Origin of the sequence: Mucilaginibacter sp. SJ, from assembly GCF_028993635.1 — a bacterium.
GTDB lineage: Bacteria > Bacteroidota > Bacteroidia > Sphingobacteriales > Sphingobacteriaceae > Mucilaginibacter.
In genome coordinates this window covers 1,858,996-1,882,710 of the sequence record NZ_CP118631.1, presented here as the reverse complement: position 1 = coordinate 1,882,710, position 23,715 = coordinate 1,858,996, and the positions used below count along the sequence as shown (strand labels likewise).

Sequence of the window (23,715 nt, the reverse complement as noted above, 5' to 3'; positions counted from 1 at the left end):
ATGGATACAGAGCAGGGAATTATATCACATGCGCAGGTTCATGAGCTTATTGATATTGTAAGAAAGGTTCATGGGTTTGATTTTTCGGGTTATACCAAAGCTTCATTAAAACGAAGGTTGACCCGTATTATGCTGCTTAACAAGTTTGAGTTTTATGACCTTAAACATGTGCTTATTAATGACGCGGATTTTTTTCAGAATTTCCTGGAAGAAATTACGGTTAACGTAACCGAGATGTTCCGCGATCCTTCGTTCTATCGTGCGGTTAACACACAGGTTGTTCCATATCTTTCAACTTATCAGCACATCAAAATCTGGAGTGCAGGCTGCTCTACGGGTGAAGAAGTTTACTCTATGGGCATATTGCTGAACGAGGCAGGTTTGGGCAAAAAGTCGTTCATATACGGTACGGATATCAATACCGAGGTTTTAAAGGAGGCCCGTAAAGGGATCTACAGCTTGCGTAATATAAAAAGTTACGCGGAAAATTATCAATATACTGATCTAAAAGGGTCAATTACAGATCATTTTACTATTTTGTACGATGCCGCGTCGATACACAATGAGTTAAAACAAAATACGCTGTTTTCGGTGCATAATTTAATATCTGATACTGTATTTAATGAGTTTCAGATGATAAGTTGCCGGAATGTTTTTATTTATTTTGAAACTTACCTGCAGGAACGGATCCTTGACCTGTTTTATAAAAGTCTTTGCCCGCTGGGTTATTTATGCCTGGGCAGTAAAGAAACCATCCGGTCAGATTCGTTTAAGAGTAAGTTTAAGGTGATCAACCAGAAAGAAAACATTTACCAAAAAGTTGGGACCTGATAAAAAGTTACTGGAAAGATGGCATGCCGCCCAGATCGTGTTATTTGGCGGATCGGCAGGCTCGTTCAAAATTTTATTCCGGATCATAAAAGATCTTCCCGAAAAACTGGGGAAAACCGTAATTCTTATCATACACAGGAAAAAAAATTTTTTCAGCGAAATAGAAAAACTATTTGCCGAGAACAGTCGTATGTACATGCGCGAAATTGAGGACAAGGATATTCTTAAAACGGATACTATGTATATTGCCCCGGCAAACTATCATACCTTAATTGAACGCGGCGGTTATTTTAGCCTGGATGTTTCGGAACCGGTATGGTATTCAAAACCATCAATTGATGTTACTTTTGAAAGCGCCGCCGAGGTTTATGGCGACAGGTGCATGGCGATATTGTTGTCGGGAGCTAATCAGGATGGCGCCGAAGGCTTATTAAAATTAAAGAAAAGCGGCAGCCTTACCATAGCGCAGGAGCCCGGCGACGCGGAAATGGCCGAAATGCCAAAGGCAGCTATAAATTTAGGTGCTGCCGATTATGTTTTAACACAGGATGAGATTTTTAAACTTTTACTTTCATAACAATCACCAACCCCCTAATTAATATTAAATGACCCCTGTTAATATTCTAATTGTTGATGACAGAGAAGAGAATATTATCGCGCTCGAAGCATTGCTTAAACGCGATGATATTAAAATTTTCTCTACTACCTCGCCAAATGAAGCCCTTAAAATTGCCTGGGAAACCAATATCGCCATTGCCTTAGTTGATGTGCAGATGCCCGAAATGGACGGATTTGAGCTGGTGGAAATGCTTAAATCAAACCCACGTACCAAAGATATCCTGGTTATTTTTGTTACTGCTATTTCAAAAGAAGCCAAGTATGCTGTTAAAGGTCTTGGAACGGGAGCTGTAGATTATCTTTACAAACCGCTCGACCCCTACATTACATCAGCCAAGGTTGATTCATTTGTGCAGCTGGCCCGTACCCAGGCCGAAATAAAACAAAAGAACGATGAGTTGCAGAATTATGCCATAGTTGTAAAAAACTCGGCCGATATTATCACATCGGTCGACGCGCAAAGTCTCCGCATTGACAATATCAACCCCACCGTCGAGAAAATAATGGGTTTCAGGCCTGATGAACTTATTGGTAAAAGTATTGTCGACCTGGCTATAGATGATCATAGGCCGCTGTTTCGTAAAAAATTGGGCGAGATCATTAAAGACAACCTGAACTATGCCATTTTTGAATTTAAGTTTGAAACCTTTGATAAAAGGGTAATTTGGGTGGAGTGCCGCGCGGCATACCGTAACAAAACCATATTTATTAATATCAGCGATATTTCTCCGCAAAAAAGTTACCAGGAGCAGCTCATCAAATCAAAAGAAAGCGCGGAGTACAGCAAAAAAGTGAAAGAAACCTTTTTGGCCAATATGAGCCATGAGCTGCGTACACCGGTTAATGGCATTATAGGTATCACTTCGCTTTTGCGTAAAACAGGCCTTACCGATCAGCAAGTGGGGATGCTTGATTTGCTTGATACCTCCTCAAAATCGTTATTGGGTGTGATCAATGATGTACTTGATATCTCAAAAATTGAGGCTGGTAAATTCAGTATTATCCGTACGGCCAATAATGTTTATGACATTGTAAACTCGGTTTTTAATCTGCTTAAGTTTAAAGCCGACGAGAATAATATTGAGTTTTTGCTGGATATTGAAGATGAAGTACCTGAATACCTCATGGTGGATTCATTACGCCTGAACCAGATATTGATGAACCTGCTGAGTAACGCCCTTAAGTTTACCGAAAGGGGTTATGTAAAGCTCAAGATTACCGTACTTCAAAAACACAATGATAAGGTAAAGCTGAAATTCAGTGTTGAGGATACGGGCATCGGGATCCCGGCCGACAGGCTTAACAGCATCTTTGATTCATTTGAACAGGCCGAAGAAGATACCGTAAGCAAATATGGTGGTACCGGGCTTGGCTTAACCATAGTGAAAAAGCTGGCCGAGCTAAAGGGAGGCGAACTTACCGTAAGCAGCCAGGTAGGCAGGGGCAGTACTTTCAACTTTGTATGCTGGTATACCATCGGTATTAAACCCAAAACTAAGGTAACTCCCAAAACTGATAAGATATTGCCGCCGTTTAATAACGTACGGGTGCTGGTAGCTGAGGATAACATGGTTAACCAGTTTATGCTCTCCAAAATATTAAAAGACTGGAATGTAGAGGTGGAGATGGTTGATAACGGCCGTAAGGTTATTGAAAGGCTTACCAATAAAGAGTACGATATTATTTTGATGGATACGCATATGCCCGAAATGAACGGTTATCAGGCGGCTAAAACCATCAGGGTTGATTTTGAGGAGCCTAAACGGAGTATTCCCATCATATCGCTTTCGGCAGCAAGTTATGACCATGAGCAGCAGGAGGCATTATCGGCAGGGATGAACGATGTGCTTTCAAAGCCGTTTCAGCCATACCAACTGCATGAAAAAATGTCGAGGTTATTGAAGGTGGGCGTTTAAAACTCAAGCCTGGTTTGCCCAATGCCCATTACCTTTGCCTCATGCTCAAGCAGCCATTTTTTGCGCCATATACCGCCTGCATAGCCGGTTAAGCTGCCATTTGAACCTATTACCCGGTGGCAGGGCACTACAACCCATAGGTTGTTACGGCCATTGGCAGATGCTATTGCCCTTATAGCCAACGGATTGTTCATTTGGTTTGACTGCTGGGCGTAAGTAATGGTTGTTCCATAAGGGATCTGGATCAACTCGTCCCAAACCTGTTGTTGAAACTCGCTGCCTTCCTGCTTTATAGGAAAGGTAAACTCCTTCCTTGTACCGGCAAAGTATTCATTTAACTCATCAATAGCAGCTTGCAGCAGCGGGGTAGGAGCAGGAGCAATCTCGTATTCCTCATCGCGTATGGATACGGATGCTATAAAGCCATCTTCTTCAGTAATGCGGGCAATGCCAACTGGTGTGCGGAAATAAGCTACAGGCATGGTAATTGGTATGTTATATTCAAAATTAAGCTAATTTTTTTAGCTTGTCAAATGCCCTTACTCACTCGCGGGTAATTATTACATTTGCGGTGATGAAACTTGTTAATGAAACCTGGTACCTGCTAAAAAAGGAAGTTTTGCTGGAGTGGCGGTCCAAATATGCTTTTAATGGCGTTTTGCTGTATGTGGTTTCAACAGTTTTTGTTTGTTATATCTCCCTCAATTTAAATCCCGGCTTTTCAAGCAGCAGCGGTTACCCCATAGTTTGGAACGTGTTGTTCTGGATCATTATGCTGTTTGCATCGGTAAATGCCATAGCCAAAAGCTTTATGCAGGAAAGTAAAAGCAGGCTGCTATATTATTACTCCATTGCCAGTCCGCAGGCAATCATCCTGTCAAAAACAATCTATAATATTTTGCTGATGGCTTTGCTGAGCACTTTGGCATTAATTATCTATAAAGTATTTTTCCCCAATGCACTTGGCGATCCGCTGTATTATTTCCTGGCGGTGTTGCTGGGAAGCATTAGCTTTTCTACGGTGTTTACCATGATCTCGGCCATCGCGTCAAAGGCCGGTAATAACGGTACACTTATGGCTATATTAAGCTTCCCGGTTATCATCCCTGTTATACTGGTGCTTATTAAATTAAGCAAAAGTGCAATGGACGGGGTAGACCGGAGTTTCTTTTACGGCAACATAGGAGTTTTGTGCGCTATCAATGCAATTGTGATAGCTACTGCTTTATTGCTTTTCCCATATCTGTGGAGGGACTGAGTAGGGGACGATGCTTAAGTTTTGAAAAGAGAGGTACTGAAATAAACGTGATGGCTTGTGAAATATATTTATCGACATTGTGCGTAGGGCAGCGTTAGGGATTGCAGCGGAAAACCCACAGCGCGGGCAGGCCATTGCAGTACAGACAAGGCGAGGATTTGCAGCGTAAAGCCCGGGCCGCAGGCAACGCCCACATGACAGCAAATTGCTCCAACTTGCGCTCGTTTTTAACGAATGCTTACCATGGGCTTACGTTTATAACGTAAGCGGAGGCGATACAATCGCCAACCCACATTAAGCACTCATTAAAATGAGCGCAAGAAAAATAAAAACGAGCGGAAGAAAAAGATTAAAAATATAAATTCTCTAATTCAATAAATTCGGGTTCAGACATTACCGCAACAAAAATTATACACCGACAATTCATTAACCGTTCATAAAAAATGCGTTTTTTAGCAGATTGAAAAAATATCCTAATTTTAATTAATGCGTTTTTATTGGTTTTTGCTTATCGCGTTTATATGTCCGCTCATAGTTTCGGCACAAACCGGTACTATTACAGGTAAGGTAGTGCGGGCCGATACCAAAAGCCCGGTAGCCAATGCCAGCGTGTTTTTGAATAATGCCACCTACGGTACCTCAACTGCCGAGGATGGTACTTTTACCCTGGTCGGAGTTAAACCAGGCCAATACCAGTTGGTGGTTACCGGCGTTAGCATTGAAGAATACTCCACAACGGTACTGGTTGGCCGCGAACCTGCAAAATTAAGTATCGAGGTTAATCAAAAAGTGCTGATGCTGCGCGAAGTAGTGATCAGCAGCAGTGCCGACTGGAAAAAGAATTACGAACTGTTCCGCAAGGAATTTGTTGGCGATACCGAAAACGGTAAGGAGTGTAAAGTTACCAACCCTCATATTTTAAATATTATCTACCACAGGGGAAAGCAGCAGTTGGAGGCCTCTGGCGATGAGTTTTTGGTAGTAGAGAACCTGGCCCTGGGCTACCGTACCAAATTTTTGTTGAAGAACTTTTTGTATGATGCTATTGAGCACACCATATCCTATTCCGGAAGTGCATTGTTTGAGAACCTGCCCGGTAGTTCGGCTCAAAAGAAACTCTGGAAGCAGAAACGCGAACAGGCCTATTATGGGTCGGCCCAGCATTTTTACCGCTCGCTTTATAAAGGAACGTTAAAACAAGAAGGGTTTGAAGCGCACGATTTTACAAGGCAAATTAATCCCGAACGACCGGAAGAAGCCGTGTTGATGCAGAAGATGAAAAAGTACCGTGAGGGCCCGCGCGATTCGGCAATGCGGTACTATAATCTGTCGAAGATGACCAAATGGTACCGCGAAAACCTTGCAAAACTGCCTTACCAGGAGTTTGAGATCTTGCGGAAAACACCACAGGATGGGATTTACGCGCTCTCCTTTCCGCACTTTTTATACATAGTATATACCAAACGCGAAGAGACTACCGAGTTTAAGGATGTTTATCACCCGCTGGATATGCCTAACTACGAAACCAGTATCATGACCAAATATTCAAGTTATATTGCTTTTGACATGAACGGTATCGTAGTATCGAGCCCGAGTCCGCTTTATGAGGGCTCATGGTCAAAGGCTAAGCTTGGCGATTTGCTGCCCGTGGATTATGAGCCGGGGGATTAGGTTGGGTCATTAGGTCATTGCGTCATTAAGTCATTTTTTTATTTGCAGAGGTAATGACTCAATGACCTAATGAATAATGACAATGAAATTTCCTTACCTTTACCGCACAATTTAATATGAAGTTTATTTATCAAACATGGTGGAAGGTTGCGGCTGTTTTGCTGGTGCTGTCTACCTTTTACACGGGCCTGGTTTTCAAAGCGCCGAGGCTGCCAATTATTCACGAAACCATCCGTAATTTGTATTTTCACGTACCCATGTGGATGGGCATGCTGACGGTTTTTGTGGTATCGGTTTATTTCAGTATTAAATACCTGCAAACGGGTAAAGAAGAGCATGACCTTGCTGCTGTTGAGAGCGTTAATACCGGCTTGCTGTTTTACACCTTAGGCCTTTTAACCGGTATGCTGTGGGCAAAATTTACCTGGGGCGAATTTTGGAGCGGCGACCCCAAACAAAACAGCGCGGCAATTGCATTTTTATTGTACTGCGCTTACCTGGTGCTCCGCAACTCTATTGATGAGGAGCAGAAGCGGGCCAAGATTTCGGCTATCTACAATATCTTCGCTTTCCCCATCATGATTGTGCTGATATTTGTTTTGCCCCGCATGACAGATTCATTGCACCCCGGCAGCGGCGGTAACCCTGCATTTGGTAAATACGACCTTGATAACGGTATGAAGATAGCCTTTTACCCGGCTATGTTAGGCTGGAGTTTTATTGCCCTTTGGATAGCAACTATCCGTTACCGCATCCGTTTAATTGAGAATAAGAAGAACGCTATAAATTAAGATGAAGAAATTAACGCTTTTATTGCTACTGCTTACGTTTTGTACCATTGTTTTTGCGCAGCAGGGCCAGCAGGTTGAAATGGCAGATACCCTGCGCCAATCGGGGAAAATTTACGTGGTTGTAGCAACTATTTCCATAATTTTTGTTGGACTGGCCATTTACCTGTTTACTATAGATCGCAGATTAAAAAAAGTCGAAAACGAAAAGTAGTTCAAATAATATGTTTAAACAATTTAAACATGTTATTCGTGACGGTGTTGGCTGGTGTATAGGGCACACTAACTAAGAAATATTTGCAATATTGATAAAAATTGTACCAAATTTGCTCACTTTTTTAAGAGATTAATATTTATACAATAGTTATGGCTACGAATATTTTGATTGCCGACCAGGAAACACACTTCTTCAGCGACGTGTGCAAAAACTTCGATCATGCTGCCCAATTCACCAAACACGATGCAGGCCTGCTTGATCAAATTAAATCATGTAACAGTGTTTACCGCTTCCGTTTCCCCATTCGTAAGGGCAACAGTTTTGAGGTAATTGACGCCTGGCGTGTGGAGCACTCGCACCATCAGTCGCCCACCAAAGGCGGTATCCGCTACAGCGAAATGGTGAACGAGGATGAGGTAATGGCCCTCGCCGCGCTCATGACTTACAAATGCGCTATTGTTAATGTGCCGTTTGGCGGCGCCAAAGGCGGTATCAAAATAAACCCTAAAAACTACACCGTAAGCGAGCTGGAAAACATCACCCGCCGTTATACCGTTGAGTTGATCAAAAAGAACTTTATTGGCCCAAGCATCGACGTGCCGGCACCGGATTATGGATCGGGCGAGCGCGAAATGAGCTGGATTGCCGATACGTATGCAACCATGAACCCCGGTCAGTTGGATGCTATGGGCGCTGTAACCGGTAAGCCTATTGCCCTACATGGTATCGCGGGCAGGAGAGAAGCTACCGGCCGTGGTGTGGCCATCGCCACCCGCGAGTGTGTAAGCGTTGGCGAGGATATGCAAAGGATTGGCCTGCTGCCAGGCTTATCGGGTAAAAGGGTAATTGTACAGGGCCTTGGTAACGTAGGCTATTATTCGGCTAAGTTTTTATCCGAAATGGGCGCTATAATAGTTGGTCTTTGTGAGTTTGAAGGCGCTATTTATAACGAGAATGGTTTAGATATTGAAGCTGTATTTCAGCACCGCAAAGCAACAGGTTCTATTTTAGGATATGCGGCGGCAATTCAGGAATTTACCAATACCATGGAAGGCCTTGAGCAGCCATGTGATATCCTGGTACCGGCAGCTCTTGAAAACCAGATCACTGAAGCAAACATCCGCAACATACAGGCTAAAATCATTGTTGAAGGCGCTAACGGCCCAACATCACCAGAGGCTGAAGCTATATTTTATGCCAATGGCGGGATGATTGTACCCGATATGTTTGCCAACGCAGGTGGTGTTACTGTATCATATTTTGAATGGTTGAAAAACCTGAGCCACGTAGCATTCGGCAGGATGAACCGCAGGTTTGAAGAAAACTCCAACCTTAACCTTGTAAATATGGTTGAAGGTATTACCGGTGTAGCTTTAACCCCGATTCAGCGTTCAACCATTATTAAAGGAGCATCGGAACTTGAACTGGTAAACTCAGGCCTGGAGGATACCATGATCCGCTCATACCACGAGATCAGGGAGATCTATAAAAACAATCCAGACATTGGCACCCTGCGTAATGCAGCCATGGTTGGTGCTATCAATAAAATAGCAGTATCGTACCAGAATTTGGGCATCTGGCCATAAATTAAGGATTTAATAGTTTTAATATATAGCGAGGTGGGTTTGAAAAAGCCCGCCTCGTTTTTGTTTTTAATTATGCCACGATAGGGATCGCAGCGGATACCGGCCAATGAGCGTAAAGCCTGCAGGCGTATGAGCGTAGAGCCCGGGCCGAAGGCATCGCCCCAATATTGTCAGAACTCGAATTAAACGAATTTCAAGAATTTATGGAATTTCTTCGCTTTTCGCATAAGCACGTTTAACAGATGAGCACAACTATTAACATTCGACCAATTCCTAAAATTCATCAAAGTCGAGTTTCGACGTTTCAATCAAGAATGATTCTAAATAATACATATGTCTTGTAATAAACATTATTCGCTGCACGTTTTGTATTTTTGCAAATCGTTATTTTAATAATATAAACCGCGGATGAAAAAAAGTGCAATTTTTGGTCTTGTTGTTATCGCTATAGCCATAGCGGTTATCATAAGTGTTTATTCAAGCTCAAGCACCTATGCAACCTTTGCCGAAGCGCAGCAAACCAGCAGCGAACTGCATGTAATAGGCCATTTCAGCAAGGGAAAGGAAATGGTTTATGACGCTGCTAAGGATGCTAATTATTTTTCATTTTATATGAAAGATAATAAAGGCGAAGAGCGTAAAGTTGTTTTTACCGGTACCAAACCGGAAGACTTTGAGCGTTCAGAGCAACTGGTACTTACCGGCCAGATGGTTGGGAGTGAGTTTCATGCATCAAAGATCCTGATGAAATGCCCATCCAAATACACCCAGGATAAGTTAGAAGTTACAGAAGCGAAGGCTAAACAAGCCAGCATTTAATCATTTTTGATGAATACAGTTTTTAAGGGCGAACACCTTTTACCGGGACAAATCGGCCAGTTTTTTATTGTTCTTTCGTTTGGTGCAGCCCTGCTGTCATTCATAAGTTACTATTTTGCTACTACTGATGATGCCGGTAAGGCCGACAGCAGCTGGCAGCGTTTAGGCCGTTTAGGCTTTTACGTAAATTCTATCTCCATTTTAGGAATGGGCACCTGCCTGTTCTATGTGCTTTATAATCATTATTTCGAGTATCATTATGCCTGGGCTTACACCTCGCGTTCGCTGCCCGTTTACTACCTGGTATCGGGTTTCTGGAACGGACAGGAGGGCGGCTTTTTGCTTTGGGCCTTTTGGCAGGCCGTTTTAGGTAATGTACTTATTGCAAGGGCTAAATCATGGGAGCGCCCGGTGATGACTGTAGTTGCCCTGTCGCAGGTTATTCTGGGAACCATGGTATTGGGTATCGATATCTTTGGCCAACGCATTGGTAGTTCACCATTCTTGTTGTTACGTAATTCAGGTATCGAAGCGCCTATATTCTCGCAGCCAAACTATCTCGACTTTATAAAAGACGGACAAGGGATGAACCCATCGCTGCAAAATTACTGGATGGTTATTCACCCGCCTACCTTGTTCCTGGGTTTTGCATCTATTATAGTTCCGTTTGCTTATGCGGTTGCAGGGCTTTGGCAAAAGCGATATAAAGAGTGGGTACAGCCCGCCATATCATACGCCTTATTTGGTTCTATGATATTGGGTACCGGTGTGATCATGGGGTCGTTTTGGGCTTATGAGTCGTTAAACTTCGGTGGCTTTTGGGCCTGGGACCCGGTTGAGAACGGTTCGATATTTCCGTGGTTAACCATGGTTGCGGCATTGCACGTACTTATTGTATTTAAAAATACAGGCCATTCCTATTTTACAGCTACACTGCTGGTATTGCTGAGTTTTGTACTGGTATGGTACACCTCATTCCTTTCAAGAAGCGGTATCCTGGGCGAAAGCTCAGTTCATGCTTTTACCGATTTAGGTATGTTTTGGCAATTGGTTATCGGCATCCTGATATTCCTTGTTTTATCTGTTTGGGTTTTGGTATGGCGATGGAAAGAACTGCCTATCACCAAAAAAGATGAAGAAACCTATTCGCGTGAGTTTTGGATGTTTGTAGGTTCGGTATTTTTAGGCCTGTCATGCTTCCACCTTATTGTAGTAACTTCGGTGCCTGTGTGGAATGCCATGTTTGGTACCAAAATTGCACCTCCTTCTGATGCTGTTAAACATTATAATGTGATCCAGTCGTCATTTGCGTTTGTGGTGACTTTGCTTACCGGCTTTACGCAATTCCTGAAATATAAAAAGACTGATATTACCCGGTTCTTCATCACTACCGGGGTTTACCTGTTGTTTGCCATATTGGTAACGGCGCTTGTTGTTTACTTAACCGGGGTTTATCGCCTTAATTTCGTGTTTAACCTGGTGATGTGCGGTTCGGTTTACTCGGTTATTGCCAATGCCAAAGTATTGGTTGATGCCTTTAAGGGTAAATTTAAACTGGCCGGTTCGGCAGTGGCGCATTTGGGTTTTGGCTTGCTGATGGTAGGTGCGGTAATAGCGGCAGGTACCAGCAAAGTGGTATCTGAAAATGCCAGCGGCGTGGTTAATGTACAGGGTTTTGATGCCAAAGCCGGCAATGCCCGCGAAAATATCATGATCTACAAAAATACCCCGGTGAAAATGGGCGATTATACAGTTACCTACCTTGGCGACTCGATATCATCACCGTACCATTTTTACAGGGTTGATTATAAGAAGTTTGATGCTAACGGTAAATTGCTTGAAAACTTTGTGCTTAAGCCCAAAGTGCAGGCCAGCCGTGATGCCGGAATGTCTTCATCGCCCGATACCAAACATTACCTGTTAAATGATTTGTATACCCACGTTACCGCTATCCCAAGCGAAGGTTTTGCTATGCAGGGCGAGGCCGGGCACGACGAAGGTAACGATGATAAAAACTATGATGAGCCTGTAGCGCATGAAGTTGCCATTGGCGATACCATCAGGTATCGCGACGGCTTTATGCTGGTTAAATCATTAAACAAACAGGCTACGGTGCAAAATATCCCGCTTACTGCTAATGACGTAGCTATCGGCGCTAATATCGAAGTTCACGCGCATGATGGCAAGGTGTATACTGCCGAACCTGTATTCATGATCAGGGGTGGTAATGTATTTGATTTTGCCCGTAAGGTTGAGGATGCCGGTTTAAAACTACGTTTCTCAAGGATCAACCCCGAAAATAAAAAGGTAGAGATCACTGTTTATCAGCAGCCGCAAAACAAACGCCCTTGGATTGTGATGCGTGCTATCAGCTTCCCGTATATTAACTTCTTTTGGAGTGGTACAATCATTATGGTGATTGGCTTCCTGCTTTCTATCCAAAGACGTAATAAGGAACTTAAAACCGTTTAATTTTTGTTAGATGGATTTAACCGGGCACCGGTATCATATAGCTCATGACGGGTTTACTGTTATTGAGGATATTTATATCGGTGCCGAAGTTACAGCCCTTATTAACGTCATAGAATCGGCCGACAGATCGGGGCCGTTGTTCCGGCAAACGGATGATGTGTTTACCATAAGGCAGTTTTTAAAGGCTATTCCGGATGTTTCCCCTCTTTTATTGAATGACAGGCTAAAAAACGTTATCTCCAATATTTTTGGCGATGGCTACTTTGTTGTAAAATCCATCTATTTTGATAAGCCCGGATCGTCTAACTGGTTTGTAGCCTGGCACCAGGATTTAACCATCTCGGTGGATAAGAAAATTGATATAGCAGGTTACGGCCCCTGGACTGTTAAGCAAAACCAGTTTGCTGTGCAGCCTCCGCTTCATATTTTGCAAGACAATTTCACTGTCCGCATTCATTTGGATGATACCAATGAAAATAATGGTGCATTGAAAGTATTGCCCGGTTCACACCTTAAAGAAATTTATCGCCCCGAAAATATCGACTGGCAGCAAGAAACTGAAGTAAGCTGCAATGTACAGGCAGGTGGTATCATGATCATGCGGCCGTTGCTCATGCACACCTCAAACCGTACTACCAACAACAAACGGCGCAGGGTAGTGCATATTGAGTTTAGCAGGACAACGCTTGCTGATGGGATTGATTGGGCGGAAAGGATTTAATTATCCGGAAGGCCATACGTTTTTCTGGTGGTTCCGTAAGGAACACCAATGCCTGTAAAGAAATCTCTAAGCATTTGATATTTTTGTGTGCACGGTATTCCTTCATCTATTTTTCTTGATTCAGATTCACTTTGTTGACAGTGAAAGCAGATGTCCAAATGATCGATAACTTTCCCATTTTTATCAAGAAAAACAATTGAGTTGCGGGGTTCAAAGCAGTTGGCGAATCCTACTATCAGGTAATTTTTCATGCCGCTGTAGCCATAGTTATAGATAATATCAGTGAATTTTTCTATCTCTTTAGTGCTTAATATTTTCGATTGTTTAACATTGTCGTATTTCAAACGGTGATTTTCAATAATGATGCCCGAAGCTGTGTCCGGTTCTTGCTTAGGCTTAGGAGAACCTGTTGAATCAATAATTGTGTCGTGGTTTTTTTCAGGACCTCCTACATAAGATATCGCTATTATTTTAGCGGCAACTGAAAAAGGATATTTCTTTAACCGTTGAGCAACGGTAAACTTATTTGTATATAAGCAATTATCAAATTCAAGTTTATAGCCCTTAATGCTTTCGCGAGGATAGGTTACGTTATATACAATTTTTCGTTGCAGGTGTTTAACTTTTTTATGTGCTGTAGTATCGGCTAAATATGAGTGCAAGCAGGTGCCGTTGGCGTACCCTGCAAGATTTATCAACAATAATAAGCAGATAGTCAATTTGAATTTCATCTGCTAAAACTAAATATAAAATTGATTTTCCTACCCCTTCAAAAACGAAAGGATCTTAGCATTTACGGTGTCGGCCTTTTCAATCATGGGTAAATGTGCTGCGCCATCAACAGGGAAAAAGTCGGTCTTTAATACGCTGCGGATAGAATCGCTGAAACGTGGCAATACTGTTTTATCAGCTTTACCCCATATCAGTAATACGCTTTTGCCTGCACTGTTGAGGCAGGTATTGCTCTCACGACCATTTTGATTGTAATTGTACAGCGTTGAAACCAGCGCGTTTCTAAACCCTTTATACTCCATTTGGGGGAGGTAACGGTTTATCCACCCGGGGTGGTTTTTGGGATAAAGAAAATCGGTTGTTTGTCCTTTTGCTCTTTCGTCGGAGTTCACGGCTTCGTTATAAAGTGTGAAATATTGCGGAGCTACCGGCTTTTTTTGTTCATATACCGGGTCGACAAGGATTAGTTTGTTAACCATACCGGGGTGACTGCAGGTAAAATTGGTTATCACCGCGCCGCCAAATGATACGCCAGCTAAATTTATTTTCCCGCTTAATTTAAGTTGATTAATGAGATCGAGCAATTGCGTATTGTAAAGCTCCTGGTTATAGGGAACATCGGGCCTGTCTGAATAGCCGCGGCCATACATATCATAGCGTAATACCCGGTATCCTTTTTTTATCAAAAAATCGTACGTTGGGTCCCAGATATAATAGGGTACGCTAAAACCGTGAACAAGTATAACAACCTGGGCACTATCAGGGCCTTCAAGCTGGTAATGGGTTACGCCCTGACTTAATTTGATAAAGCTGCCAGGGATGTTTATGCGGCTGGCATCGGTTAAGGTTTTGGTTTCTTTATTGTTATACCTATAGAAGCCGTATAGTATTAATGACGCGGCCCCGACAAGAAATATCACAATTATAATGCTTACTTTAAGTATTTTCATGCGGTATTAGATGTTGGTTTCTAAAATACAGAAATATTTATACTACAGTTAGTTAAATAATTATATCTATTGTAAAGAGTATATGAACATTACTATAATAGGCTCTGGCAACGTAGCAACCCATATGGCAGCAGCGTTTAAAAATGCAGGCCACCGTATTGTGCAGGTATATAGCCGCGATATGCAGCATGCCGCGCTGCTGGCTTACCATGTAGCTGCCGAAGCTGTTGATAACCTTGACAATATTAATCCCGATACGGGATTGTTTGTTGTTTCGGTTAAGGACGATGCTATAACGACTGTTGTTAAAGCGTTGTCGGCCCATAAAAAGTTAATAGTACATACATCGGGCTCAACCGATTTGAACAGTTTGCTGGCTTTTACCCCGAAGGCCGGTGTATTTTATCCCCTGCAAACGTTTAGCAAGATAAGAGAGGTTGATTTCAGATCTGTCCCGCTCTGTCTTGAAGGTGCTGACGACAGTATACTTGCTGATTTAAAGCAGCTGGCATTTACCATCAGTAATAATGTATATAGCGTTAACTCCGCCCGGCGCAAAATATTGCACCTTGCCGCGGTATTTGCCTGTAATTTTCCCAATTATTTGTACGGGGTTGCCCAGGACCTGCTTGCGCAAAATCAAATGGAGTTTAACATGCTGCGCCCCCTGATCATGGAAACTGCCCAAAAAGTGCTTGAGCAGGAACCGCGCAATGTACAAACCGGCCCTGCCGTGCGTAATGACGGCGGCACTATGGCTGTGCACATGCAGATGCTGAGCGAGATGCCTATGTTACAGGAAGTTTATACTTTATTAAGTCAGGGTATTATCAAAAACAATAAAGGGTTTACCGCACCCGAGTAATTTTGTTACTTTTGCTTAAATGAACATTTATAAAATAAAGATCAATTTCGAGGAAAAAGGGCACGAAAGCGTTGAGTTACCTATAGCCGAAGGAGAATCTGTATTAGACGTATGCCTGGAGAATGGCATTGAACTACAGCACAATTGCGGTGGTGTTTGCGGATGCAGCACATGCCATGTTTATGTAAACAAGGGGATGGATAATATCCAGGAGATATCCGATAAAGAAGAGGATTTTATTGACAGGGCTGTTAACCCGCGCATTAATTCGCGCCTGGGTTGTCAGTGTGTGATTGTTGATGGCGACATTGAAGTTACCCTGCCGGATCAGTCGCAGTTTTTAGGCCACTAATATTTGCATCAATCCGTTTAAACAATAAATAAAACGTATAATTTACAACGTATTAGCGTAACCCCCGGGTAGTACGTAAAATCAACAACAATGAGCGATAATAAATTTGCCTTACCAATTCACTGGAATGATTATGAAGATATTGCCATTGAACTTTATGAAAAGTTTGGTGACGATTTTGACGAATCAAAAATATACCGCATCCGTTTTACCGAACTGCTGGAATGGGTATTGAGCCTGCCTAATTTTGCCGGTACCCGTGCCGAATCAAACGAAGGCCACCTGGAGCAGATCCAGTCGGCCTGGGTATACGAGTGGCGGGATAATCAATAATTCAATTGGCAGTTTTGAGCTGGCGGTTTGCAGTTTTAAATTTGCGATTAGCAGTTTAGCACGAAGCAAACATTCTATAATAAAAAAAATCGGTGAAATCACAACCATGGAATCATTCCTGAATAAATTAAAAGATATTACTACCCTCATTTTTGATGTGGATGGCGTTTTAACCGACGGATCTGTTTTTGTAACGGAAGCGGGCGAGCAAAGCCGCGCCTTTAATATTAAAGATGGCTACGCGCTGCAGTTAGCTGTTAAATGCGGTTATAATGTTTGCGCGATATCGGGCAGCCGCTCAAAAAGTGCCATGTACAGGTTAAACAGCCTTGGCATCCAGGATGTGTATATGGGCACACATACCAAATCGCAAAGGTTCAAGATTTATCTGGAAGAAAAAAGCATAATCGCCACCAACGTTTTATACATGGGCGATGACATTCCCGACCTGGAAGTGATGAAACTTGCAGGATTACCTGTTTGCCCTGCCGATGCTGTTGAAGAGATCAAAGCGGTTAGCGCTTACGTATCGCCCTACGGCGGCGGCAAAGGCTGTGCCCGCGATATCATTGAAAAAGTGCTCAAGGTTCAGGATAAATGGATGAGTAAACAGGCGTATAGCTGGTAGGGTTTGGTCCATAGTCCATAGTCGATAGTCCATAGATCATGGAATTAACCCGGCAGATCATGGTTATAAATAGTTTTGTTGCTACTATGATCTATGAACCATTTGCCATGAACTAATCAATGCAGCTGCCATGATCTATGAACCATCAACCATGAACTAAAAAATGCTAATCAATGCAGCTACCATGATCTATGAACCATCAACCATGAACTAAAAAGATATGCACACCATCCCACCCGTAATTCTCGCGTCAAAATCGCCAAGGCGGCAGGAGCTGCTCCGGCTTATGGATATTGATTTCAGGGTTGTGCTTAAAGATGTTGATGAGTCATTTCCCGAAGGGCTTGGCCCAACAGAGGTTGCTTTACATATAGCCCGTAAAAAAGCAGAAGCATTTGATGAAACGGTAAAGGATGAGGTTGTACTTACTGCCGATACCATAGTTTGTATTGATGGTCTGATACTGGGTAAACCCGAAACCGGTGCACATGCTATCGAAATGCTGCAAATGCTGTCGGGCCGTGTACACCAGGTTATTACCGGTGTATGTTTGTTATATAAAGGACGTTATAACAATTTTTATGATCTTACCGAAGTGTTCTTCCGTAAGCTTTCTGATGCCGAGATTAGTAATTATGTAGATAAGTATCGGCCACTTGACAAGGCCGGATCATACGGCATCCAGGAGCTGATAGGCTTGATAGGCATCGAACGGATTGAAGGCTCATATACCAACGTTGTTGGTTTACCTACTCAAAAGGTTTATGCACAGTTGCTTAACTTAAGCAAATAGATTTCCCCGTATTACATACTCACACACCGGCGCAAGTATTGTGTGGCTGCCTGTGCGGGGATTACTTGTGCCTTTCGCAAACCATTTTATTGTCGTTACAGTTTCGCTAAACATCGTCAATTTTGATTATGCGTGTTTTTCCGGTACAATTAAATAAATAATTATTTAATTTAAACCTTTGTTTCCTGCATAGTCTAACGTGTTAAATAAAGGGAGTAATTTGTCATGAAAAAAACTATTAATACTGGGCTGGTGTTACTGCTGGTGGCCGCCTTGTCTGCATGCAGCAGTTACAATTATTACACCGCAGCCCGAAACAAAACAGATTTATCCGCTTACCGTACATTTGCCTGGCTACCTCCTGCAACCATGACCAATAAAGCCGGCGCAGTTGTAAAAAAGGAAGTGGCTGATGAAAGGGTTAAGGACGCGGCTATTTCGGCATTGGAGAACAAAGGGTTAAAATTCCAGGAAAATAACCCCGATTTGCTGGTAAGTTATACCACAGTTACCGGCAGGGGGATGAAAACTGAGTTTTATCCTTATTACTATGGCGGTTACCCGGGCTTCGGTTTAGGATTTGGCTGGGGTTGGGGCTATCGTCCGTTTTATGGTTATGGCGGCTGGGGTTGGGGATATCCTTATGGTTACGGTTATGGCGGCGGCGGTTATGCCCGTGTGCCTTACAAAGAAGGTACCCTGATTATCGACATTATGGATGCCAGGTCACGTAAACTGGTATGGCGTGGCTTTGGCGTAGGTGAGCTGCACAATCCGCAAAAAACAGTTAAAGAATTGCCGAAAGTAGTTAACGGTATTATTGAACAACTGGAACTTAACCAGGTACAACAACAGCCTCAGGTACCCATGAGAAAAGCGTAAAAGATTTGCTGATCGATTTATTGAACTAATGCAAAAATCCCTTTAGGCCTTAAGCCTGAAGGGATTTTTGTTTACGATATAAATGAATTGCAGCAAAAGTAAATACAGCAACAGCCAAAACAATAACCCAGGCATCAAGAGGGCAAGTAGCGTCGCCGTCGGCATTATCACATGGATTATCTAACTGGGCAACACAGCTTAAGGTGCCGGCCGCAAAAACAAGGGCGGTTAAAAAGAACTTTTTTTTCATATGCACAAATCGCTTGTTATTGTTTTAAAAATTTACTGGTGCCAATCAACTGCTTGGTTTTGTTATCGGTAACCCTTATAATATATGTCCCGGGTACCAAACCGGCCACGTTGTTTTTCCAGTAAAGCTGTGTGATATTTACTGCCTTCAATATTACACCGCTGCTGTTAGTTACCTGAATATTATAATTTGCTGAAGCGTTGGTTTGCCCTATGGTTAGGTTTAATGTTTCCGTTACCGGGTTGGGATATATCGTAAGCAGGCTATTGCTTATGTTATTTTTTGTATTGGCATACATTAACGGCAGCTCTTTTGACAGGCTGATATCATTGTTTAAATCAGTTAACTGAACACGATATTTATTTAAGCCTTTTGCCGGGTTAGGGTCGGTATAAGCGTAGGTACCCAAACCGTTCGATTTTATCACATCCAGATCTTCCCAGGTTTTACCGTTATCGGTGCTTCTTTGCAGCGTGAATGTGGTGTAGTTGGCCTCATTTTCAACAATCCAGGTTGTTTTAGCCCCGCCGGTTGCTTTTACGGCATTAAAATCAAGCAGTCGCAGGCCCAACGCAGGTGATTGGCGCAATATCAGCTGAAAACGATTTTTACCAAAGGTAGCCGGGGTACTTTTATCAATATTGTAGCTATAAACGTTGTTGTGTTTAAGATCCAGCGAATCTTTAGTAAAGTTATCCTTAAGCCATATTTCATAAATAGCAGGTAGTTTGCTAAGTGCTCTTAGCTTTAATTGATATGGCCCCGATGTTGTGGCGTCGGATGTTAGGGGGATGATCTCCTGTTGCTTTTTTGGGAAGGGCCGGTGATGGATAACGGTTTTAACGCTATCGCTTGACAGGGCAGACAAGGCTATCTGCGCACCATTGGTCCCCAGGTCTTCCGCGTCTTTACTATTTTCAAAAGCTGTACCGGCGTCGTTGTTAAATGCAATAACAATATCATCGGTATTAATGGAGTCCTTTATCATTTGCAGCCTCAATATCGGTTCGGCCAATGATGATGAAATTTGTTGTGATGCTGCTGATTGTGCTTCGGCAGCCTTCAATATGTCCATGTCGGCAGCTGTGGCCGCCAGTTTTTGTAACCCCTTATCAGCAGGGGTACTTAATAAGGCTATCAGATTTGATGCCGTTGGTTGCGTTGTTGACTTCGCCGATTCCCTGAAAGTTAATGACTGCGAAGCTGAGGTAGCCTGTATAAAAAACGCCTGCCCGCTGGCTATCATATTACTTGCGTAGCCATCGCTTGAAATGCCGGGATTAATATTGGTAGTTGTATCTGCCGTTGATATAGCTGTCGATTTTTGCATGTAGCTGGCATACTGCTTTGTTTTGGGATTGTAAACCCATATTTTGCCCGGAGCCGATAGAGTTGCAGCCGAAGATACCTCTGAGGGGAAACCGGCCCCGTAAATTGATGATGTGGCGGAAACGGTTGTTGTTGTGCCCCTGCGGTTAAATTTTTCCCAATTGATGGTGGCCGCGTAAGGATTTCCAATTAGGTTATATCCGTTTACCTGGCTGCCGGTAGTATTGCTGAATAAGAGGCTGGTTGTGCCGCTGTACCAGTTGGTTACTGTAATATTACCTGTATTTAATGTACCGGTTGTTGTTAAAGTAGTGTTGGTAGGTACATAGCTTGCGGTTGTTGACGTTGCAAGGTCGGCGGCTGTCCTGTCACCCCTGAAAAAGAAAAGGAAGCCGTTGCCGACAGGTATGGTATGTGAGCCGTCGGTATCAAAAACATAAGTTGGCGAGGAGTTAATATTGTTAATGCCCCTGAAATTACCGGCTGTAAAAGACGCCTGCGACGAGGCTATATTTTCCCTGAAGCAGTAAATTGTGGGATTGCCCGATTTATCAAAGCCGCCTGTTGTGCCTGTAGTACCGGTTATCCATGATGAGTTTTTAAGGTAATTTATACTGATTACCTTGGCTGCTGAACCTGTATTAACAGGTGATGAAAGTAACCTGTACCCCCTGTTATATGAATTGCCGCCGCTTATAAAACGCTGTACGTTTACATTGCCTGTAATTGCTGTTCCGGAAGGGATAGCATCTACAGTGGCCGAACCTGTTGCATCGGAGTTTAATGTTAAAACACCACCGGCAGCAAGGGTAGCTGTACCGCCCATAGTAAGTATACCCGAGGATGATACCGCGAATTTACCTGTGCCCGACATGGTTTTTATACCGCTGCCATTAACAGTAACATTATTGAATTTTGTGCCGTTGGTGCTGTTGTCTGTAAGAGATTGAGCGCCAGCTTTGCTAAAAAACACTGTTCCGGTGCCTGCCGTAAACGTGCCCGTGTTGGTGTAATCGCCATTGAAAGTTAGTGTGCCCGAGCCGGCTGTAATAACAGCGCTGTTAGTAGTGTTACCAGTAATGCTAATATTGCCCGAACCCTGGGTTACGTTTGCTGAATTGGTCCAGGTTCCTGTAACGGTTATAACGGGGTTGTTCGTGTTAAGGTCTATTGCACCACCGCTTGTGATCCAGTTTCCGCTTACGGTTAGTGCGCCTCCGTCGACAGTTTTGGCTGCTGCCCCTGATAAGGTAAGGTTATCATAGTTGGATGGGTTTGTACCTATAAAGCTGTCATTAGTAGCGTATACTGTTTGTGTGCCCGAAGTTGCCGCATAATTTACAAGTCCTGTACCGCTTCCGCCGGTGGTGAAATCGATAGTGCCACCTGTAGCAGCACTTATTGGGGTATTACCTGTTAAAGTTAATGTGGAGGCGCCGGTACCGGTATCCATATCAACTAATGCGGCGTTGGTTACAGTTACTATACCATCATTCCTGTTTACATAGTTTGAATTGGTGGTGGCTATGTTGCTTGCAGTTAATGATCCTGAATTTAGATGAAATGCCGCATTATTAACCGAATAGTTTTGCAGGAACCCGAAGGCATAATAACCAATTGCCGACGATGTTGTATTTAACGATAACGAGTTGGTGATATTAAATACAGGGACTGTTGTATTGATGGTAGTGGTATTTGATGTTGGCGAGGTAAATATGTTTGGCGCAGGTGGCGTTGTATTATCACCGACTATAAATGAGCTACAGCTTAACGTTGCGGTTCCTGAACCCGTAATGGTTGTTGTTACATCACCGCTGCTGCTGTTGTGATTTTGTGTTATGGCGCCGTTTACCGTAAGTGAATAGGTGTTATTGATGGTTAAGGTAATTGACGGAGACCCGAATAGGGTGCTGGTTAAAGGGCCAAATACCATGGATGCTATACTGGGTACGCTGCTTTGAACAATAGGCTGGTTTTTAAATGAAACAACGCCTATGCGTGCCACATTGGTAGAAGTTGGCACGGTTGCCGGGCTCCAGTTACCGGTATTGTTCCAGTTATTGTCCGAAGCGCCCGTCCAGTCAATTGCATTTGCAAAAGTTATGATATTACCATTTGACGAAGGACCCGTATAAGTGATGGCCGAACTGTTTTCATTCCCGGTAAGGGTATTAATGCTTGTGACGGTAATGGTACCTGTAGGGCTCCCGCCATAGTTGAGTTGGCTTTTTACTGTACCGGTCCAAAAATAATACCCGGGCACCGAGTATGACCCATCAGTATTACCCGAACTCGTTATAAGATCGCCCACATTGTAATTCTGTATAGCGTTCCCGGTATAAGTTACCGAACTTATCAATGCATCAGACGAGGTAGAATAATACGAATCATCCGATCGGTACAAACTCCCTGAGCTATTGAAATAGGCCTCGAACCCTGCCCCGGATGTGTTCATTACCAGCTGATTAATAACAAAGTTTCCTCTTGATATTATTTTTAACCCGTAAAGGGTTACGCTTTCATTTTCATAATAGGCAGGTTGTGTTACATTATTAGCCGTTCCGTTTGCTCCTGTGGCGGTAAATTGAAGTACACGGGTATACATATCAAAATTATCCCATTGAAAGCGGCCGGCAGTGGTACATGTTGATTCGAGATAAGAATAATAGTAAGTGCTGTAGCTGCCGCCCGTTGTACTTGTACTTGAAGCAACAAGCGTTTTGGCTGTGGTCATGCCTGCTACAAAAACATCCTTGAAAATTGCCCAGCGGCCGTTTTTCAAACGTTGTACTTTGATCATGTATGTTTGCTGATCATTGGCCATTGTAGCGTTTAGGAGCTCGTTATAATGGCCCGAGTAGATATTATTGTCATACCTGTACCGTAAGCTAAGCGTAGTGCCCGTATGGGTTATATAAATACCCTGCATGTTATTGGTGGTATAATCGTTGGCAATAAGCCAATAACGCCAGGTATTGTTGCCGACAGCCATCACGTCGGGATCAGAGGGGCCTGTACTGCTGTTGTTTTTATAAATAAAGTTCCACTCAAAATCATTGGCGGTAAGATCAACGCTCCCGGATGTGCCGCTTCCGACAAAATCCCACCTGATGGCACTTATAGCGTTGGTTGCAGGTACTGCGGATCGCAGGCTTACCGAGCCGTTTAAAGGACTTGTAGTTGATGCATCTATGGTAACTGATGAACTTGTGCGGGTGGCATTACCAACCCCGGTCGCTCCTAATGATGTTGTAGTACCGGCAGAGGAAGTTTCAAAGTTATTGTAATAGTAGGTAAGGTTATCGCTGGTTTCCTGGGCCGCAACTGCACTGATCAGGCATAGCAGATATCCGGTAAATAACACGCAGCGTAATTGTGTTTTCAAATTAATAGGGTTTCGGGCGAATAATGTCAATAATGATGCTGATTCAATAAAAATGGGATTAAAGTACAAATTTCAACTCAAATATGGGTTTGTGTTGCCAATGGCATCAGTCGTGATGTCTTTTATTGAAAAAATGGAAAATTTGAAGAAATTAATTATTGATTATTGTTTACACACTTTGGGGAATATTTTCCACTATGCTTTTAATCAATAAGCAGGCTGTTAACTTACAGTAAGGGCTAATTAATCACTGCGCAATGATAAATATATCAAAATATTCCTGTTAGGAGTGAGGATTTTTGTTTCCGGTAAAAAACTG

At 43.0% G+C, this 23,715-nt stretch carries 21 protein-coding genes and 1 pseudogene; 17 read left to right on the top strand and 5 right to left on the bottom strand.

Going from position 1 to position 23,715, the window contains the following annotated elements:
- The 3 genes from MusilaSJ_RS07425 to MusilaSJ_RS07415 are packed head-to-tail and all read left to right on the top strand — an operon-like array spanning window position 1 to window position 3,365.
- Window positions 1–831 (top strand): CheR family methyltransferase, encoded by an 831-nt coding sequence (locus MusilaSJ_RS07425; protein WP_274989379.1) that lies wholly within the window; start codon window positions 1–3, stop codon window positions 829–831.
- The gene (locus MusilaSJ_RS07420) at window positions 821–1,408 is read left to right on the top strand and encodes a chemotaxis protein CheB (protein ID WP_274989378.1); all 588 of its coding nucleotides are present in this window, start codon (window positions 821–823) and stop codon (window positions 1,406–1,408) included. The genes MusilaSJ_RS07425 and MusilaSJ_RS07420 overlap by 11 nt, the downstream gene beginning before the upstream one ends.
- 28 nt (window positions 1,409–1,436) lie before the next feature.
- On the top strand, window positions 1,437–3,365 hold the full coding sequence (locus MusilaSJ_RS07415; protein ID WP_274989377.1) for a hybrid sensor histidine kinase/response regulator: 1,929 nt from the start codon (window positions 1,437–1,439) through the stop codon (window positions 3,363–3,365).
- Here MusilaSJ_RS07415 and MusilaSJ_RS07410 read toward each other — a convergent pair.
- The gene (locus tag MusilaSJ_RS07410; protein ID WP_274989376.1) at window positions 3,362–3,847 is read right to left on the bottom strand and encodes a methylated-DNA--[protein]-cysteine S-methyltransferase; all 486 of its coding nucleotides are present in this window, start codon (window positions 3,845–3,847) and stop codon (window positions 3,362–3,364) included. The genes MusilaSJ_RS07415 and MusilaSJ_RS07410 overlap by 4 nt on opposite strands.
- A 92-nt stretch (window positions 3,848–3,939) precedes the next feature.
- Between MusilaSJ_RS07410 and MusilaSJ_RS07405 the strand changes: the two genes are divergently transcribed.
- From MusilaSJ_RS07405 to MusilaSJ_RS07370, 8 genes and pseudogenes are all read left to right on the top strand, one after another.
- Window positions 3,940–4,623, top strand: a complete 684-nt coding sequence (locus MusilaSJ_RS07405; protein WP_274989375.1) for a heme exporter protein CcmB — start codon at window positions 3,940–3,942, stop codon at window positions 4,621–4,623.
- A 486-nt stretch (window positions 4,624–5,109) separates the two neighbouring features.
- Window positions 5,110–6,294 (top strand): carboxypeptidase-like regulatory domain-containing protein, encoded by a 1,185-nt coding sequence (locus MusilaSJ_RS07400; RefSeq protein WP_274989374.1) that lies wholly within the window; start codon window positions 5,110–5,112, stop codon window positions 6,292–6,294.
- A gap of 110 nt (window positions 6,295–6,404) precedes the next feature.
- Window positions 6,405–7,085 (top strand): annotated as a pseudogene (ccsA, locus tag MusilaSJ_RS07395) (cytochrome c biogenesis protein CcsA); the annotation flags it as partial.
- Between the two features lies 1 nt (window position 7,086).
- Entirely contained in the window at window positions 7,087–7,296 is a 210-nt protein-coding gene (locus tag MusilaSJ_RS07390; RefSeq protein ID WP_274989373.1) for a CcmD family protein, read from the top strand.
- Window positions 7,297–7,448: 152 nt separating this feature from the next.
- The gene (locus MusilaSJ_RS07385; RefSeq protein ID WP_274989372.1) at window positions 7,449–8,885 is read left to right on the top strand and encodes a Glu/Leu/Phe/Val family dehydrogenase; all 1,437 of its coding nucleotides are present in this window, start codon (window positions 7,449–7,451) and stop codon (window positions 8,883–8,885) included.
- A gap of 408 nt (window positions 8,886–9,293) precedes the next feature.
- A complete protein-coding gene (locus MusilaSJ_RS07380) occupies window positions 9,294–9,704 on the top strand; it encodes a cytochrome c maturation protein CcmE domain-containing protein (protein WP_091171412.1) in 411 nt (136 codons plus the stop codon).
- Between the two features lie 9 nt (window positions 9,705–9,713).
- Complete coding sequence (ccsA, locus tag MusilaSJ_RS07375) at window positions 9,714–12,176, top strand: cytochrome c biogenesis protein CcsA (protein ID WP_091171415.1); 2,463 nt, start codon at window positions 9,714–9,716, stop codon at window positions 12,174–12,176.
- 10 nt (window positions 12,177–12,186) lie between these two features.
- Window positions 12,187–12,897, top strand: coding sequence for a phytanoyl-CoA dioxygenase family protein (locus MusilaSJ_RS07370; RefSeq protein ID WP_274989371.1), 711 nt, complete (start codon window positions 12,187–12,189; stop codon window positions 12,895–12,897).
- Here MusilaSJ_RS07370 and MusilaSJ_RS07365 read toward each other — a convergent pair.
- Window positions 12,894–13,628 carry a hypothetical protein gene (locus MusilaSJ_RS07365; RefSeq protein WP_274989370.1) on the bottom strand — a complete coding sequence of 245 codons (735 nt, stop codon included), beginning with the start codon at window positions 13,626–13,628 and terminating at the stop codon, window positions 12,894–12,896. The two genes, MusilaSJ_RS07370 and MusilaSJ_RS07365, sit on opposite strands and share 4 nt — an antisense overlap.
- Before the next feature lie 30 nt (window positions 13,629–13,658).
- Window positions 13,659–14,579, bottom strand: a complete 921-nt coding sequence (locus MusilaSJ_RS07360) for an alpha/beta fold hydrolase (protein WP_090524416.1) — start codon at window positions 14,577–14,579, stop codon at window positions 13,659–13,661.
- An 82-nt stretch (window positions 14,580–14,661) separates the two neighbouring features.
- Here MusilaSJ_RS07360 and MusilaSJ_RS07355 point away from each other — a divergent pair, with 82 nt between their 5' ends.
- The 6 genes from MusilaSJ_RS07355 (at window position 14,662) to MusilaSJ_RS07330 (ending at window position 18,432) form a co-directional block, all read left to right on the top strand.
- Window positions 14,662–15,444, top strand: a complete 783-nt coding sequence (locus tag MusilaSJ_RS07355) for a Rossmann-like and DUF2520 domain-containing protein (RefSeq protein WP_274989369.1) — start codon at window positions 14,662–14,664, stop codon at window positions 15,442–15,444.
- 19 nt (window positions 15,445–15,463) lie between these two features.
- Entirely contained in the window at window positions 15,464–15,796 is a 333-nt protein-coding gene (locus MusilaSJ_RS07350) for a 2Fe-2S iron-sulfur cluster-binding protein (RefSeq protein ID WP_090524420.1), read from the top strand.
- 90 nt (window positions 15,797–15,886) lie between these two features.
- Window positions 15,887–16,129, top strand: coding sequence for a Fe-S cluster assembly protein IscX (gene iscX, locus MusilaSJ_RS07345; protein WP_090524422.1), 243 nt, complete (start codon window positions 15,887–15,889; stop codon window positions 16,127–16,129).
- 106 nt (window positions 16,130–16,235) lie between these two features.
- Entirely contained in the window at window positions 16,236–16,757 is a 522-nt protein-coding gene (locus MusilaSJ_RS07340) for a KdsC family phosphatase (RefSeq protein WP_090524424.1), read from the top strand.
- 220 nt (window positions 16,758–16,977) lie between these two features.
- On the top strand, window positions 16,978–17,550 hold the full coding sequence (locus MusilaSJ_RS07335; protein WP_274989368.1) for a Maf family protein: 573 nt from the start codon (window positions 16,978–16,980) through the stop codon (window positions 17,548–17,550).
- A 225-nt stretch (window positions 17,551–17,775) separates the two neighbouring features.
- Window positions 17,776–18,432, top strand: a complete 657-nt coding sequence (locus tag MusilaSJ_RS07330; RefSeq protein ID WP_274989367.1) for a DUF4136 domain-containing protein — start codon at window positions 17,776–17,778, stop codon at window positions 18,430–18,432.
- A gap of 49 nt (window positions 18,433–18,481) precedes the next feature.
- Here the strand turns inward: MusilaSJ_RS07330 and MusilaSJ_RS07325 are convergent, their stop codons facing one another.
- Window positions 18,482–18,682, bottom strand: coding sequence for a hypothetical protein (locus tag MusilaSJ_RS07325; protein ID WP_274989366.1), 201 nt, complete (start codon window positions 18,680–18,682; stop codon window positions 18,482–18,484).
- A gap of 16 nt (window positions 18,683–18,698) precedes the next feature.
- Entirely contained in the window at window positions 18,699–23,396 is a 4,698-nt protein-coding gene (locus MusilaSJ_RS07320) for a DUF8693 domain-containing protein (protein ID WP_274989365.1), read from the bottom strand.
- Window positions 23,397–23,715: the final 319 nt, after the last annotated feature.

Excerpts from the sequence above, each read along its gene's own strand:
- MusilaSJ_RS07385 (WP_274989372.1), top strand. The coding sequence starts at position 7,449 with ATGGCTACGAATATTTTGATTGCCGACCAGGAAACACACTTCTTCAGC.
- MusilaSJ_RS07340 (WP_090524424.1), top strand. The coding sequence starts at position 16,236 with ATGGAATCATTCCTGAATAAATTAAAAGATATTACTACCCTCATTTTT.
- MusilaSJ_RS07425 (WP_274989379.1), top strand. The coding sequence starts at position 1 with ATGGATACAGAGCAGGGAATTATATCACATGCGCAGGTTCATGAGCTT.
- ccsA (WP_091171415.1), top strand. The coding sequence starts at position 9,714 with ATGAATACAGTTTTTAAGGGCGAACACCTTTTACCGGGACAAATCGGC.
- MusilaSJ_RS07360 (WP_090524416.1), bottom strand. The coding sequence starts at position 14,579 with ATGAAAATACTTAAAGTAAGCATTATAATTGTGATATTTCTTGTCGGG.
- MusilaSJ_RS07335 (WP_274989368.1), top strand. The coding sequence starts at position 16,978 with ATGCACACCATCCCACCCGTAATTCTCGCGTCAAAATCGCCAAGGCGG.
- MusilaSJ_RS07350 (WP_090524420.1), top strand. The coding sequence starts at position 15,464 with ATGAACATTTATAAAATAAAGATCAATTTCGAGGAAAAAGGGCACGAA.
- MusilaSJ_RS07365 (WP_274989370.1), bottom strand. The coding sequence starts at position 13,628 with ATGAAATTCAAATTGACTATCTGCTTATTATTGTTGATAAATCTTGCA.
- MusilaSJ_RS07370 (WP_274989371.1), top strand. The coding sequence starts at position 12,187 with ATGGATTTAACCGGGCACCGGTATCATATAGCTCATGACGGGTTTACT.
- MusilaSJ_RS07355 (WP_274989369.1), top strand. The coding sequence starts at position 14,662 with ATGAACATTACTATAATAGGCTCTGGCAACGTAGCAACCCATATGGCA.
- MusilaSJ_RS07330 (WP_274989367.1), top strand. The coding sequence starts at position 17,776 with ATGAAAAAAACTATTAATACTGGGCTGGTGTTACTGCTGGTGGCCGCC.
- MusilaSJ_RS07410 (WP_274989376.1), bottom strand. The coding sequence starts at position 3,847 with ATGCCTGTAGCTTATTTCCGCACACCAGTTGGCATTGCCCGCATTACT.
- MusilaSJ_RS07405 (WP_274989375.1), top strand. The coding sequence starts at position 3,940 with ATGAAACTTGTTAATGAAACCTGGTACCTGCTAAAAAAGGAAGTTTTG.
- iscX (WP_090524422.1), top strand. The coding sequence starts at position 15,887 with ATGAGCGATAATAAATTTGCCTTACCAATTCACTGGAATGATTATGAA.
- MusilaSJ_RS07415 (WP_274989377.1), top strand. The coding sequence starts at position 1,437 with ATGACCCCTGTTAATATTCTAATTGTTGATGACAGAGAAGAGAATATT.
- MusilaSJ_RS07390 (WP_274989373.1), top strand. The coding sequence starts at position 7,087 with ATGAAGAAATTAACGCTTTTATTGCTACTGCTTACGTTTTGTACCATT.
- MusilaSJ_RS07380 (WP_091171412.1), top strand. The coding sequence starts at position 9,294 with ATGAAAAAAAGTGCAATTTTTGGTCTTGTTGTTATCGCTATAGCCATA.
- MusilaSJ_RS07400 (WP_274989374.1), top strand. The coding sequence starts at position 5,110 with ATGCGTTTTTATTGGTTTTTGCTTATCGCGTTTATATGTCCGCTCATA.
- MusilaSJ_RS07325 (WP_274989366.1), bottom strand. The coding sequence starts at position 18,682 with ATGAAAAAAAAGTTCTTTTTAACCGCCCTTGTTTTTGCGGCCGGCACC.